We start from the raw sequence: 14,709 nt of genomic DNA, 5'->3' as shown, positions 1-14,709 counted from the left end.
GGGAGCGGAAGAGAAAAGAAAGAAAAAGAGCGCGTCGCGCGCTCAGTGCAGCACCCGGGAGACCGGGGTTCCGCCAACGTCGGCTTCGAGCACGAACATGGGAACCGGCACGTCGAAACGCTCGCCTTCTTCGGTCACCACGAAGAAGCTGCCGTGCATGGTGCCGCTGGCCGCCTGCAGGCGGCAGCCGCTGGTGTAGCGGAACGATTCGCCGGGCGCCAGCAGCGGCTGCTGGCCGATCACGCCGAGGCCCTTGACCTCCTGCGCATGGCCCGAGGCGTCGTTGATGAGCCAGTGGCGCGCGATCAATTGCGCGCCCACCGTCCCCACATTGGTGACGGTGATCGTGTAGGAGAAGGTGTAGACGTTGTCCTTGGGCGAGGACTGGTCGGCCAGGTAACGCGGTTCGACCTGTACGCTGAAGGGGCTGTGTGACATGGGGCGCATGGTAACGGAGGCCTTTCCTCGGACTTCCGACGGCTGCGAGAATCCGGGGTTATGAGCAGCACCCCGTTCCGCATTGCGCCCTCCATTCTTTCCGCCGACTTCGCGCACCTCGGCCAGGAACTGACCGACGTGATCGCGGCCGGCGCCGACTGGATCCACTTCGACGTGATGGACAACCATTACGTGCCGAACCTGACCTTCGGCCCCATGATCTGCCAGGCCCTCAAGCCCTACGCCAAGACCGCCGACGGCACGCCCGTGCCCATCGACGTGCACCTGATGATCCAGCCAGTCGACGCGCTGGCCGCGGCTTTCGCGCAAGCGGGCGCTGACTACATCAGCTTCCACCCCGACGCCTCGACCCATGTGCACCGCAGCATCCAGGCCATCAAGGCCGCCGGCTGCAAGCCCGGCCTGGTGTTCAACCCGGGCGCCGGCCTCGAGGCGCTGGACTGGGCCATCGACGACATCGACCTGATCCTCATCATGAGCGTCAACCCCGGCTTCGGCGGCCAGAGCTTCATCGACTCCGCGCTGCGCAAGATCGAGCAGGCGCGCAAGCGCATCGAGCAGAGCGGGCGCGACATCCGCCTGGAGGTGGACGGCGGCATCAAGGCCGACAACATCGCCCGCGTGGCCTCGGCCGGCGCCGACACCTTCGTGGCGGGCAGCGCGATCTTCAACGCCAAGGACTACGGCGCGGTGATCGGCGACATGCGCCAGCAGCTGGCCACCGTCAAGGCCTGACCTTGCCGTCGGCGGTGCGCTCGGGCGTGAGCCCGCGGTCGGTGTCGACCACGCCGCGTTCCACGTCCTCGTAACCGCGCCGGCCCTTCTCGGGCGGCTGGCCGTCCTGCATCACCTGGCTGTCCGACGACTGGTCGCGCTCGTGCGGCAGGCGCGGCGCCGATTCGCCGTCCTGTGCGACGCGGGTGGTGTCCTTCTTGTCCTTGCGCGGGGGCTCGGCCATCGTGTGCTCCTTCAAAGTTCGGGTCTGGCGCCAGCTTGCGCGGCGCCCCGCCACGGGGCGGTAGGACGGGCCAGGGCGCGGCTGTAGGTTCGCGCTGTGCGCCCGCCATGCCACAGGGTCTTGCCTTTTGCGTGGCCACAGTCGCCTCCGCATAATCGCCCGCATGTCCACCCCGCTTTTCGACGACGCCGCGACCGCCACCGACAGCCTGCGCCTGCATGCCTTCGCGTCGCTGAACCCCGGCCCGCGCCTGCTCGTGATCGGCGGGGTGCATGGCGACGAGACCTGCGGCACCGAAGGCATCGCGCGCGTGCTGGCCGAGTTCGATAGCGGCGCGCTGCAGTTGCTGCGCGGCGAACTCACGCTCGTGCCCGTGGCCAACCCGCTCGCGCGGCGGCGCCTGCAGCGCGAGGGCCAGCGCAACCTCAACCGCCTGTTCCGCCCGAGCGACACGCCCGCCGACTACGAAGCCCGCATCACCAACCGGCTGGCGCCCGTCATCGCGCGCCACGACGTGCTGCTCGACCTGCATTCCTTCCAGAGCGAGGGCGAGGCCTTCGCGATGATTGGCCCGCGCGACAACAGCGGCAGCCTCGAACCCTTTGCGCGCGCGCAGGAAGAAGGCCGGCTCGCGCTGCACATCGGCACGCCCATCGTCGTCGAGGGCTGGCTCGACATCTACGCCGCCGGCCTCGCGCAGCGCGGCGCCGCCGTCGACGAGGCCGCCATCGACTTCGGCCGCGGCACCAACGAATACATCCGCAGCTGCGGCGGCTACGGCGTCACCCTCGAATGCGGCCAGCACCAGGACCCGCAGGCGCCGCAGGTGGCGTGGGCGGCCATCCGCCGCACGCTCGCGCTGCTGGGCATGGCGGCGCTGCCGCCGGGCCTGTCGGCCGCGCCCCCGCAGCCGCCCCAACTGCTGCGCCTGGCCAGCGTGACCGACCGCCTGCACGAAGACGACAGCTTCGTGCGCGACTGGGCCACCTTCGACCCCGTGCAGCGCGGCGAACCCGTGGGCATGCGGCACGACGGCACGCTGGTCAGCGCGCCCGACGACGGCTTCATCGTGTTCCCGAACGCGATGGCGCTGCCGGGCGCCGAGTGGTTCTACTTCGCGCGGCCCAGCGAGCGCGTGCTCGACCCGACCGTCTGAGGCTCGCGCCTGTCGGCGCCCTCCTACCGGTGACGCCCACCTTCTCCCACAGACGGGGAGGGGCGGCCACTACGGCCCGCGCACCGGGCCCCACCTAAGCTTCCTCTTTGCGGATTTGCCGGCGCGCGGCCCCGCTTCTCTCGGAGGGAAAAACATCATGGAAATCTCGGCACTGTTCGATTCGCTCATGGGCACCTGGGGCGACGACATCCTGATCTGGGCGGTGGCTGCCGTGACCGCCTGCATCGGCCTGATCGCCGTGGTGAACGTGCTCGACATCTTCATCGGCAGCGGCAACAGCAACGAGGCCGGCTGAGCCGACCCGCATCGATGCCCAGAACCCCGATGTCCCCCCAGAACAAGGCCGCCGCAGGCCGCCGCGCCAGCACCGCCAAGACCGGTGACGGCGCCAACGCCAAGCAGCTGCAGCTCGAGGGTTTCACCACCGAGCACCCCACGCACCTGACGACCAACCAGGGCCTGCAGGTTCCCGACAACCACAACTCGCTCAAGGCGGGCGTGCGTGGGCCGACGCTGCTCGAAGACTTCATCCTGCGCGAGAAGATCACGCACTTCGACCACGAGCGCATTCCCGAGCGCGCCGTGCACGCGCGCGGCTCGGCGGCGCATGGCTACTTCCAGGTCTACCAGTCGATGTCGCAGTACACCTGCGCCGACTTCCTGCAGGACCCCGATGCGAAGACGCCCGTGTTCGTGCGCTTTTCGACCGTGGCCGGCTCGCGCGGCTCGGCCGACACCGTGCGCGACGTGCGCGGCTTCGCCGTCAAGTTCTACACGCGCGAGGGCAACTACGACCTCGTGGGCAACAACATCCCCGTGTTCTTCATCCAGGACGCGATGAAGTTCCCCGACCTCATCCACGCCGTCAAGCCCGAGCCGCACCACGAGATGCCGCAGGCCGCGAGCGCGCACGACACCTTCTGGGACTTCGCCTCGCTCATGCCCGAGAGCACCCACATGCTGATGTGGGCCATGAGCGACCGCGCCATTCCGCGCAGCCTGCGCATGATGGAAGGCTTCGGCGTCCACACCTTCCGCTTCGTCAACGCGCGCGGCGAGAGCCACTTCGTGAAGTTCCACTGGAAGCCCAAGCTCGGCGTGCACGGCCTCGTGTGGGACGAGGCACAGAAGATCGCTGGCAAGGACCCCGACTTCCACCGCCGCGACCTCTGGGAGGCCATCGAGCAGGGCCACTTCCCCGAGTGGGAGCTGGGCGTGCAGCTCATTGCGCCCGAGAAGGCCGAGTCGCTGGGCTTCGACCTGCTCGACCCGACCAAGCTGATCCCCGAAGAGATGGTGCCCGTGCAGCGCATCGGCAAGCTGGTGCTCAACCGCAACCCCGACAACTTCTTCGCCGAGACCGAGCAGGTGGCCTTCCACCCGGGCCACGTCGTGCCCGGCATCGACTTCAGCAACGACCCGCTGCTGCAAGGGCGCCTGTTCAGCTACACCGACACGCAGATCTCGCGACTGGGCGGCGCCAACTTCCACGAGCTGCCGATCAACAAGGCCGTGTGCCCGTTCCACAACATGCAGCGCGACGGCATGCACCGCCAGACCATCGCGCGCGGCCAGGTCGCCTACGAGCCCAACACGCTGGGCAGCGGCACCGAGTTCCGCGTGGACGGCGGCAGCCACGGCTTCCAGTCGTTCCCCGAAGAGATCGAGTCGCCGAAGGTGCGGCGCCGCAGCCCGTCGTTCGACGACCACTTCACGCAGGCGCGCCTGTTCTTCAACAGCCAGAGCATGGCCGAGAAGGAGCACATCGTCGCGGCCTTCCGCTTCGAACTCTCGAAGCTCGAAGTGCCGGCGATCCGCCAGCGCATGGTCGACAACCTCGCGCACGTCGACGAGAAACTCGCGCGCCGCGTGGCCGAGCCGCTGGGCATCGGCGAGCCCGATGCGAAAGCGGCCGCAGGGTACTCGGGCTTTCGCGAGCACCGCATCGAGTTGCCCATCGACGAATCGCCCGCGCTGCGCATGAGCGACGGCAGCGCCGACGGCGTGGTGCGCACGCGCAAGGTCGCGATCCTCGTGGCCGACGGCGTCGACTCGGCCTCGCTGAAGCCCATTCGCGACGCGCTCGAACAGGTGGGCGTGCTGTGCAAGGTGGTGGGCCCGAAGCTCGGCACCGTGGCCAGCGCGTCGAAGCGTCAGATCGACGTCGACATGACCTTCACCAACACCGCCTCGGTGCTGTTCGACGCCGTGCTCGTGCCCGCCGGTGCCGAGGGCGCCGCCGCGCTCGCGGCGCAAGGCGATGCCGTGCACTTCGTGCTCGAGGCCTACAAGCACTGCAAGCCGATCTGCGCGGTGGGCGAGGGCGTGCAACTGCTGGCCACGCTGGGCGTCACGCCCGAGGGCGAGGCGCCGGCCGGCGTGGTGGTGGCCGAGACGCCTGTCACCAACCTGGGCGACGCCACGGCGGCGACGCAGATCGCGCACGACTTCATTGCGGCGATTGCGAAGCACCGGCATTGGGACCGACTCAACATCGACAGCGTGCCCGCCTAGCGTGAACCGGCTCTACGCCATTTGCGCTAGACCGTATTGCGAATAGGCGAGGTGAACACCCGCTCCTAGACTTTCCCACGAGGCCTGAACGGCGCGCACTCCCGCGGCGTCGAGCGTTCGCGGCAGCGAGTGCATGGGTCGAGGGGGTTCAATGGCGTGGTTTTCGAGATGGGGATGTGCGCATCCGGCGCGTCGCCGTGCCGGTCTTGCCGGTGCGGTCGGCCTGGTGGGTGTGCTGCTTCTGGGCCCCGGCGGCCCTTCGGCGCAGGCACAACGTCCGGCGCCACCACCTGCAACCCCCGCTGCTTCAGCGGGCGGCCCGAATGCCGAAGCCGCGGCCGACCGCATGGCGCAGGCGCGGCTGGCCGACACCGACACGCTGCTGGCCCTGACCAGCGAAGGCGCGGTGCTCTACGGCCAGGACGCGGTCAAGCTCTCGGGCTATCAATACTGCAGCCAGGCAGTCGCATTGGCCGAGGCGGGCGAGTTCCGCCAGAGCGTGCGCGCCGCGAGCAAGGCTCTGCACCTGGCCAACGCCACCAGCGACCCGAACCTGCGCGCCGTGGCCAACCGCGACCTGGCGATCGTCTACAGCTACTCGGGCCAGCTCGAGAAGGCCGAGGAGTTCGCGCGCGAAGCGCTGCGCCATCCCGCGCGCGACCCCAAGCTGGTGGTCGGCCCGGTGCAGAAGGTGATCGGCGACGTGCGCACGCGGCGCGGCGACTTCGCCGGCGCGGTGCTCAGCTACGACGAGGCACTGGCCAACAGTTCGCCGCGTTATGCGCCGCTGGTGCAGGCCTCGCTGGTCAACGCGCTCATCGAATCGGGTGACGCGGCACGCGCGCGCCAGGTGCTCGGCGACATGGCCGAGCCGCGCGAGGCGCCGCTGGCCGCGCAGCTCGAACGCACGCGCGCCCGCCTGCTGCTGGCCGAGAACAAGCCGGCCGAGGCACGCGACAAGTACCGCGCGCTCACCACGCGCCAGGTCGGCACCGACACCGCCTACTACCGGCTCTGGGCCTGGGACGGCGTGGCGCGCAGCGAACTCGCGCTGGGCCAGAAGCAGGCCGCCGCCGAGGCTGCGGGCCGCGCGCTGGCCGATGTCGACCAGGTGCGCGCGCGCTTTCGCAGCGAAGAAGTGAAGATGGGCCTGTTCTCCGACCTGCAGTCGGTGTTCGAGCGCGGCGTGGCGGTGTACAGCGAAGCGGGCGATCCGCAGCGCGCTTTCGAGGTGAGCGAGCACAGCCGCTCGCGCGCGCTGCTCGATGCGGTGCGCGGCCGCGCGAAGCTCAGCGAATCGTCGGCCGGCACGGTCGGCGTGGCCGCGCTGCAGCGCACGCTGGCGGCCGACGAGCGCGTGGTGCAGTTCCACGCGCTGCCCGACCGTCTCATGGTCTGGGTCGTGGGGCCGGACAGCATCGTCGAAAAGCGCATCGCGGTGAAGCGCGAGGAGCTCACCGAGCTCGTCGAGACCTTCCGCAATTCGATCGTGCGTGGCCGCCGCGCCGCCATCACCAACGCCGACAAGCTGGGCGCCGCGCTGCTCGGGCCGCTGGGCCTGGTGCCGGGGCAGCGCGTGGTGGTGGTGCCGCACGGGCCGCTGCACTACCTGCCGTTCCAGGCGCTGCGCCTGGACGGGCGCTACCTCATCGAGACGCACCCGGTGTCGGTGGCGCCGTCGATCAGCATCGCGGTGCAGCTGGCGCAGCGCACGCCGCGCGTGAACGCGTCGCTCACGGCCTTCGGCAATCCGCGCATCGAGGACAAGTACGACCTGCCGGGCGCCGAGACCGAGGTGAAGCAGCTCGCGCAACTCTTCCCGCGCAACACGGTGTACATGGGCGCGGCCGCCACCAAGACGCAGTTTCGCGACGTGGCCTCGCGCTCGCCGCTGATGCACGTGGCCGCGCACGCCGAGGCCGACGAGGTCGATCCGCTGTACTCGCGCATCCTGCTGGCCAACGAAGGCGGCAAGCAGAACTTTCTCGAAGCGCACGAGATCCTGGCGCTGCCGATGGACGGCACGGCGCTGGTCACGCTCTCGGCCTGCGAGTCGGGCCTGGGACGCATCGCGCAGGGCGACGAGGTGCTGGGCTTCACGCGCTCGTTCCTCTCGGCCGGCAGCTCCAGCCTCATCGCCTCGCTGTGGCCCGTGTCGGACGACGCCACCGCCGTGCTCATGGGCACGCTCTACGGCGAACTGGCCAAGGGCCGCGACATCCAGAAGGCGATGCAGGCCGGGCAACTGGCCGTGCTGAAGGACCCCAAGATGTCCCACCCCTTCTTCTGGGCGCCGTTCAACCTGATCGGCAACTGGCGCCTCACCGTCGGGAGCTGACCATGTCTTCGCCACGCTCCCTCCTGCAAAGAAGCACTGCCATGGCCCCTGCGATCCGCCTTCGTCCACGGCCGACGCCGATCGCCATCGCGGCGACTGCACTCGTCGGCGCCACGCTGTGGGTCGCCATGCCCCGCGCCCATGCGCAGGAAGCCACCACCTTGCTGCCCACCAAGGACCCGTGCGGCAGCTGCGACCGCCCCGTGGCGCAGGCCACCGGCGCCGTCGCGCCGCAAACCCTGCCCGCGCCGCCCCGGCCTGCAGCAGGCGCGGGCAGCTTCAAGCTCAACGACCTGCGCCTGAACGGCGTGAAGGCGCTGAGCAACGAAGAGCTGCAGACCATCACCGCGCCCTACATCGGCCGCGACGTCACGCTCGGCGACCTCGAAGGGCTCGCGCAGGCCATCACCACGCGCTACAAGGAACGCGGTTACTTCCTCGCGCAGGCGGTGGTGCCGGTGCAGACCGTGCGTGACGGCATCGTCGAGATCAGCATCATCGAAGGCCGGCTGGGCAAGGTCGACGTGCTGGTCGCGCCCGAGGCGCCGATCAGCGAGGCGCGCGTGCGCGGCTTCCTGGCGGCGCTGCAGCCGGGCGAGGCGGTGAACGCGCCGGCCTACGAGCGCGCCATGCTGCTGCTGTCGGACCAGCCCGGCCTCAAGGTCTCGTCGAGCCTGCAGGAAGGCGCGCAGGCTGGTACCACCGACCTGTCGGTCGAGGTCGAGGCCGGCGCGCGCTGGGCCTTCTCGGCCGAGGCCGACAACCACGGCACCAAGGAGGCGGGGCGCTACCGCGTGGGCGGCACGGCGCGCTGGCTCAGCCCCTTCGGCATCGGCGACAACCTCGATGCGCGCCTGCTGCTGTCCAACAGCAACGCGCTGCAGTACGGCCGCGTGGCCTACGAGGCGCCGCTGGGCACCAGCGGCCTGCGCGCGGGCATCGGCATCTCGCGCGTGAGCTACGACCTGGGCGGCAAGTTCGTCGACCTCGACGCGCGTGGCCGCGCCGACGTGCTCGACGTGTCGCTCAACTACCCGCTGATCCGCCAGCGCCAGCAGAACCTGTTCCTGCGCCTCACGGCCGACGTGAAGGACCTCACCGACGAGCTGCGCGGCGTCGACTTCACGGCCAAGAAGCGCGTGCAGGGCTTCGGCATCGGCTGGGCCTGGGAGCGGCGCGACGAGGTGCTGGGCGGCGGCTACTGGGCCAGCTCGGGCACGCTGTACCACGGCGACCTGTCGATCCGCGACGCGCAGAGCTTCCAGTCCGACCAGCAGTTCGGCGGGCGCCACACCGAAGGCGGCTTCACCAAGCTGAGCTTCCAGGTGTCGCGCCTGCAGGCCATCGTGCCGCGCCACTCGCTGTACTTCTCGGTCGGCGGCCAGTGGGCCAGCAAGAACCTCGACGCCTCGGAAAAACTCGCGCTCGGCGGCGCACGCGCGGTGCGCGCCTACCCCTCGGGCGAACTGCTGGTGGACCAGGGCCTGATCGGCACCTTCGAATACCGCTGGGCCGCCACCGACGAGATCACGCCCTACCTGTTCTACGACGCGGCACGCGGAAAGATCGCGCGCCATCCCTCGCCCTTCGACGGCGAGAACTCCCACAGCCTGCGCGGCTACGGCATCGGCCTGAGCTGGTCGCGCCCGGGCAACTTCTCGATCAACGCCACGCTCGCCTGGCGCGCCGGCACACCGCCCGCGCAGACCGACGGCGGCGGGCGCAACCCGCGGCTGTACGTGCAGCTGCAGAAGGCGTTCTGACCATGAAGCCCCGCACCACCTTCCAACCCCGGCATCCGCTGCGTCCGCTGGCGCTTTCGATCGCCTGCATGGGCCTGGCCCCGGCGCTGGCACAAACCATCCTGCCGAGCTTCGGCCCGAACGGCTACACCACGCAGGGCGGCGTGACCGTGGGCACCACCACGTCGGCCTCCAGTGCGGGCGGGCAGGCACTGGGCATCTCGCAGTCGTCGCTGCGCGCGATCATCAACTGGAACAGCTTCTCGATCGGTGCCAAGGACGCGGTCAACATCAGCCACACCAACCCGTCGCAGGCCGCGGCCAGCATCCTGCTCAACCGCGTGACGGGCAACGAGCTCTCGACCATCGCCGGACAGCTCACGTCCCCCGGGCGCGTGTTCCTCGTCAACCCGAACGGCGTGATGTTCAGCCAGGGCGCGACGGTCAACGTGGGCGGCCTCGTGGCGTCCACGCTGGCACTGACCACCACCGACAACGACTTCCTCACTGCTGCCAGCACCAAGCTCGATTTCCTGCGCGACGACAACAAGACCACGGCCGTGAGCAACGCCGGCGTGCTCACCGCCACCGGTGGCCCCGTGGTGCTGATGGGCGCCGAGGTGACCAACACCGGCAGCATCACCGCCAACCGCGGCACCGTCGCACTGGCCTCGGGCCGCAAGATCAGCTTCGACCTGGGCAACGACGGGCTCACCAACCTCGTGGTCGCGGCCGATGCGATGGCCACGAGTGCCAAGGTGGTCAACGCCGCAGGTGCCACCTTGCAGGCCGACGGCGGGCGCGTGATGCTCATCGGCAGTTCCACCACGGCGGGCGAGCTGGTGGTGAACCAGTCGGGCACGGTGCGCGCGCGCACGCTGGAGAACGTCAACGGCGAGATCGTGCTCGGCGCCGGCAGCAACAACCGCATCGAGATGAACGGCGGCACGCTCGATGCCACCGGCATGGGCGCGGGGCAGCACGGCGGCACCATCCGCATCGCGGCGGGGCAGGTGCGCATCGAAGGCACCGGCGGCGGCGACCAGCGCGCGGTGATCGATGCCAGCGGCCAGGCCGGCGGCGGCAGCGTGTCGGTGCATGGCTACGACGTGGCGCTGTCGTCCACCTCGGTGCTGCGCGCCGACGCCACCACGGGCGGCGCCGGCGGCACCGTCACCACGGCCAGTGCCCAGGGCCAGGCCCTGGTGGGCGAGGCCGATCCGGCGCCCGAGCGCGAGTCGCGGCTGCAGGCCTACGGCGAGATGACCGCGCGCGGCGCGGGCGCCGGCAAGGGCGGTGCGATCTCCAACGAAGCCGATGCGGTGCGTGTGCAGGCCGTGCGTGTGGACGCAGGCGGTGGCGCGCAGGGCGGCGCCAACGGCAGCTGGACGGTGAACGCGAAGCAGTCCGACCTGGGCATCGTCGAGGCCGGCAACGTGCCGGCGTATGACAGCAAACTGCCGGCCTTCACCGGCGGCTCCGTGAGCGCCGGCAGTGTCGGCGACACGCTGGGCCGCGGCACCGACGTGACGCTGGCGAGCGGGCGCACCGGCCTCGGCGCGGGCGTGACCTTTGCGCCCGGCGTGCAGGTCGTCAAGAGCGAAGGCGGCACGGCGCGGCTGCGCGTCGACTCGGCCGGCAGCATCGTGATGAACGAGGGCTCGGCCATCACATCGCAGCAAGGCGCGCTGCACGTCGACTTCAACGCCGACGCGACCGGCCGTGTCGCCACCAACGCGAAGAACATCAACAACAGCAGCGGCAACCCTTCTGCGGAGACCGACTATGCCGGCGCCATCGTGCTGACCGGCGCGACCATCGCGGCCAACGGCGGCGACGTGCGCTTCTTCGGCCAGGGCGACACGCAGAACGGCCGCGCCATCGGCGGCATCGTCCCGCTCGGCGGCGACACCGGCGATTTCGTGTGGCGCGACGGCGTGACGCTCGCCAGCAGCCAGGTCACCACCCGCGGCGAAGGCCGCGTGACGATGCGCGGCCAGGGCCGCACCTGGATCGACGACCAGAACAACAGCGACTTCATCTTCCGCGGCAGCAACGGCGTGTCGATCACGGGCGGCACGGTCGAAGCGGGCGCCGGCGGCTTGCAGGTCGACGGCCTCGCGGGCTACGGGCGCAGCGGCGTGGCCATCGGCAGCGGCGCGGTGCTGAAGTCCGTGGGCGATATCGGCATCAAGGGCCAGGGCCCGACCTGGACCTCCAACATCGGCGGGGCCGCGGTGGGCGCCAGCACGGCGGTCGTCATCGACGATGCCACCGTCGCCGGCGAGCGCGACGTGCGCATCGAAGGCCAGGGCGCGAACCTCGACGGCCTGCGCACCGACACGGGCTTCGCGGCGGGGAACATGTCGGCCGGCGGCGGCAACGGTGTCGCCATCCGCGGCGAGGTCTCGGCCGGCGCGGGCCGGCGCATCGACGTGATCGGCCACGCGGGCAGCGAAGGCTTCAGCGCCACGCTCGGCAGCCCCGACATCATCATCACGCCGTCCACCACGCCCACCTACGGCGTGGCCGTCACGGTCGACGCCGACCATCCGACGGCGCTGCGCACCAGCGGCGGCACCATCGCCATCGACGCCCAGGGCACCGACGTCTCGATGCGCATGGTCACCTTCATCTCCGGCGTGGGCACCAGCGTCGGCACGCTGGCCTCGGTGGCCAGCGACAGCGGCAAGGGCGGCAGCATCTCGGTGCAAGGGCGCAACGTGCTCATCGACGGCGCCACGAATTCCGACGGCTCGCCCGCGGTGGCGCGCCTGGACGCCAGCGGCGCGACCGGCGGCGGCAGCATCGACATCGCGGCCACCAACGCCATCGCCGTCGGCGGCAACACGCGCCTGGAAGCCAACGCGGGCACGGGCGCGGGCAACGGCGGCAGCATCAAGGTGGTGGCGACCGAGTCGCTGCGCGCGCACGGTCAGCTCTCGGCGCGCGGCGGCGCGGCCGGCGGCGACGGCGGGCGCATCGAGACCTCGGCCGGGCGCTTCGACCTGCGCGGCGCGCGCGTCGACGCGTCGGCACCGGTGGGCGCGGCGGGGCAGTGGTTCATCGACCCCTTCGACCTCACCATCGCCCACGGCACGGCCGCGGGCACGCTGCCGACCAACCCCTATGACGCGGTCGCCAACTCGACCATCCAGGACGGCGACATCAACACCGCGCTCAACGGCGGCACCAGCGTGAAGATCACGACGGGCACCGGCACGGGCGGTGGCGGCGTCATCACGCTCGATGCCGACGTCGACATCAGCTACACCGGTTCCAAGGGCCCGCTCACGCTGCAGCTGGACGCCGCCAGCGGCATCCAGACGCGCACGCCGGGCACCACCATCCGCGCGACCGGCGGCGACGACCTGAACGTGGTGATGAACGCGGGCGTCAACCCCGACGGCACGCCCTCGGGCAACAGCGGCTTCATCGACTTCGGGGGCAACATCCTCACGCAGGGCGGCAGCGTGACGATGAACGCGCTGGGCACGGGCACGCCCGGCAGCGGCTTCATCCGCCTGAACGGCGGGCAGGTCATCACCGACGGCGGCAACGTGTCGCTGCTCAGCGGCCAGCCCGGTGCGCCCACCGGCACCGTGATCCTCACGCAGGACGTGCAGGTCGACACGCGCGTCGGCCAGAGCAACGCGGGCGCGGGCGGCAACGTGCGCATCGAAGGCGGCGACGTGCTGCTGCAGGGCGCGCGCATCGCCAGCGCCACCGGCAACGTGGACATCCGCGGCACCTCGACCACCTGGGACAGCGGTGTGGTCATCACCAGCGGCCAGATCGGCCCGAGCACCATCGGCACCACCAGCGGCAACGTCACGGTGCAGGGCGTGGCGCGGCGCCAGGCCTCGTCGACCTTCGCGGCGGCGCACGGCGTGCTCATCAACGGCGGCAGTTCCATCACCACCGGCAGCGGCAACATCGCGGTGCGCGGCTACAACTTCAACAACGACCCCTCGGCGCCGGGCGTGACCGAAGACAGCGGCGTGCGGCTGGAAAACGGCGCGCAGCTCGTCACCACGGGCGGGGGCAACATCGAGGTCACGGGCCGTTCGCAGAACGGCGGGCGCGGCGTCGTGCTGCAGGCCGGCGGTGCGCCGACTGCGCCGGGCGCGCTGCCCGGCATCCGCAGCAGCGGCAACGTGCTGCTGCGCGCGAGCAACGACGGCAGCGGCGATTCGATCGTGATCGAGGCGCCGGTGGTCGCGGCCGGCACCATCGACCTGCGCCCGGGCGGGGTCGATGCCAACATGGTCGCGTCGGACGACACGGCCACGCCCATCGTGCTGGGCGGCCCGACGGTCAACGGCTTCTCGGTGTCGGGCGCGGAGTTCGCGCAGCTGTCGGCGCCGACCATCGTCGCGGGCAGCACCACGCACGCGGGCGCCATCACGGTGGCCGGCGCGCTCACGACCTCGGGCGCGCTCACGCTGCAGAACGAAGGCGGTGGCGGCGGCATCGCGCTCAACGCGCCGGTCTCGGCCGCGACGCTGGGGCTGCTGTCGGCCGGCAACGTGAGCCAGTCGGGCGCGGGCACGATCACGGCGGGCACGCTGCTCGCGCGCTCGCGCAGCGGCAGCGTCGACCTGCGCAATCCGGGCAACGACGTGACCACGGTCGGCGGCGGCGCGGCGGGCGGCTTTGCCTACGTGGACGCGAACGCGGTCACCATCGGGCCGGTGTCGGTCACGGGCTTCGATGCGGCGGGCAACCTGCCGCAGGTCACCTCGGCCGACTCGATGGCCGCGAACACCGTGTTCGTGCGCACGCTGAGCGGCGACCTCACACTGGGCGCGCCCGTCAGCAGCAGCAGCGGCACCGACCTCGTGGCGGCGGCGCGCTTCCAGAACCCGGGCGGCCACGGCATCTCGGGTGCGCTGTGGCGCGTGTGGGCCGACACCTGGGTCGGCGAAACGCGCGGCGGCCTGGCCGGCTCGGGCCCGCTGCCGAACTTCTATCACTGCGCCTACCTGGGCCTGTGCACCGTGAGCGTGACGCCGGGCGACAACCACTTCATCTACGCGCAGCAGCCGACCGCGACCATCGTGATCGCCGACGCCTCGCGCACCGTGGGCGCGCCCAACCCCTTCTTCATCTACAGCATCACGGGGCTGATCCTGGGCGACACCGGTGCGGGCTTCAGCGGCTCGATGTTCTCGCCGGCGCTGCCGGGCAGCCCGACGGGCCTGTACCCGATCAACGGCACCTTCACTTCGGCCGAGGGCTATGCGGTGCGCGTGGTGCCGGGCCAGCTGCGCGTGAGCGGCCTGCCGCTCTTGCCTTCGGTGGACGTGGTGCGCGAGCCGCTGACCTCGTACCTGTACGACCGGAACATCGGCCAGGCGCCGATCTGCCTGGCCACCGGCCCGCTGGACGGCGACCGCGCGCAGCAGGGTGCCGACGTGCTGGCGCGCGAATGGTCGCGCGTGCGCTCGCGGCCCAACCTGCTGAGCTGCGTGAACACCGAGCGGCGCAACGGCTGTTCGGACTTTTGAGACCGCACGCG

The 14,709-nt window shown here is 70.9% G+C and carries 9 protein-coding genes; 7 read left to right on the top strand and 2 right to left on the bottom strand.

All coding sequences use genetic code 11. The annotated features are described in order from the left end of the window. Nucleotides 1-42: 42 nt before the first annotated feature. Entirely contained in the window at nucleotides 43-438 is a 396-nt protein-coding gene (gene apaG / locus AC1RAA_RS28935) for a Co2+/Mg2+ efflux protein ApaG (RefSeq protein WP_095949675.1), read from the bottom strand. A gap of 60 nt (nucleotides 439-498) precedes the next feature. Between apaG and rpe the strand changes: the two genes are divergently transcribed. Beyond that, a complete protein-coding gene (rpe, locus tag AC1RAA_RS28930; RefSeq protein ID WP_159278724.1) occupies nucleotides 499-1,194 on the top strand; it encodes a ribulose-phosphate 3-epimerase in 696 nt (231 codons plus the stop codon). Here rpe and AC1RAA_RS28925 read toward each other — a convergent pair. Beyond that, nucleotides 1,184-1,417, bottom strand: a complete 234-nt coding sequence (locus AC1RAA_RS28925; protein ID WP_492732323.1) for a hypothetical protein — start codon at nucleotides 1,415-1,417, stop codon at nucleotides 1,184-1,186. The two genes, rpe and AC1RAA_RS28925, sit on opposite strands and share 11 nt — an antisense overlap. A gap of 163 nt (nucleotides 1,418-1,580) precedes the next feature. Between AC1RAA_RS28925 and AC1RAA_RS28920 the strand changes: the two genes are divergently transcribed. From AC1RAA_RS28920 to AC1RAA_RS28895, 6 genes are all read left to right on the top strand, one after another. After that, complete coding sequence (locus AC1RAA_RS28920) at nucleotides 1,581-2,573, top strand: succinylglutamate desuccinylase/aspartoacylase family protein (RefSeq protein ID WP_492732321.1); 993 nt, start codon at nucleotides 1,581-1,583, stop codon at nucleotides 2,571-2,573. A 157-nt stretch (nucleotides 2,574-2,730) separates the two neighbouring features. Then, a complete protein-coding gene (locus AC1RAA_RS28915) occupies nucleotides 2,731-2,889 on the top strand; it encodes a hypothetical protein (protein WP_167394958.1) in 159 nt (52 codons plus the stop codon). 29 nt (nucleotides 2,890-2,918) lie between these two features. Beyond that, a complete protein-coding gene (locus AC1RAA_RS28910; protein WP_492732319.1) occupies nucleotides 2,919-5,108 on the top strand; it encodes a catalase in 2,190 nt (729 codons plus the stop codon). Nucleotides 5,109-5,334: 226 nt separating this feature from the next. After that, the gene (locus tag AC1RAA_RS28905; protein ID WP_492732317.1) at nucleotides 5,335-7,446 is read left to right on the top strand and encodes a CHAT domain-containing protein; all 2,112 of its coding nucleotides are present in this window, start codon (nucleotides 5,335-5,337) and stop codon (nucleotides 7,444-7,446) included. A 41-nt stretch (nucleotides 7,447-7,487) separates the two neighbouring features. Then, the gene (locus AC1RAA_RS28900; RefSeq protein WP_492732315.1) at nucleotides 7,488-9,209 is read left to right on the top strand and encodes a ShlB/FhaC/HecB family hemolysin secretion/activation protein; all 1,722 of its coding nucleotides are present in this window, start codon (nucleotides 7,488-7,490) and stop codon (nucleotides 9,207-9,209) included. Nucleotides 9,210-9,211: 2 nt separating this feature from the next. Further along, entirely contained in the window at nucleotides 9,212-14,698 is a 5,487-nt protein-coding gene (locus AC1RAA_RS28895) for a two-partner secretion domain-containing protein (RefSeq protein WP_492732313.1), read from the top strand. The last annotated feature ends 11 nt before the right edge of the window (nucleotides 14,699-14,709 follow it).

The organism is Variovorax sp. GW823-FHT04F07 (genome assembly GCF_058795995.1).
This window is presented reverse-complemented; position numbering and strand designations above follow the sequence as displayed.

Bases quoted from the DNA above. Each gene is read 5' to 3' on its own strand.
- apaG (WP_095949675.1), bottom strand. From the start codon at position 438: ATGTCACACAGCCCCTTCAGCGTACAGGTCGAACCGCGTTACCTGGCC.
- rpe (WP_159278724.1), top strand. From the start codon at position 499: ATGAGCAGCACCCCGTTCCGCATTGCGCCCTCCATTCTTTCCGCCGAC.
- AC1RAA_RS28925 (WP_492732323.1), bottom strand. From the start codon at position 1,417: ATGGCCGAGCCCCCGCGCAAGGACAAGAAGGACACCACCCGCGTCGCA.
- AC1RAA_RS28920 (WP_492732321.1), top strand. From the start codon at position 1,581: ATGTCCACCCCGCTTTTCGACGACGCCGCGACCGCCACCGACAGCCTG.
- AC1RAA_RS28915 (WP_167394958.1), top strand. From the start codon at position 2,731: ATGGAAATCTCGGCACTGTTCGATTCGCTCATGGGCACCTGGGGCGAC.
- AC1RAA_RS28910 (WP_492732319.1), top strand. From the start codon at position 2,919: ATGTCCCCCCAGAACAAGGCCGCCGCAGGCCGCCGCGCCAGCACCGCC.
- AC1RAA_RS28900 (WP_492732315.1), top strand. From the start codon at position 7,488: ATGGCCCCTGCGATCCGCCTTCGTCCACGGCCGACGCCGATCGCCATC.
- AC1RAA_RS28895 (WP_492732313.1), top strand. From the start codon at position 9,212: ATGAAGCCCCGCACCACCTTCCAACCCCGGCATCCGCTGCGTCCGCTG.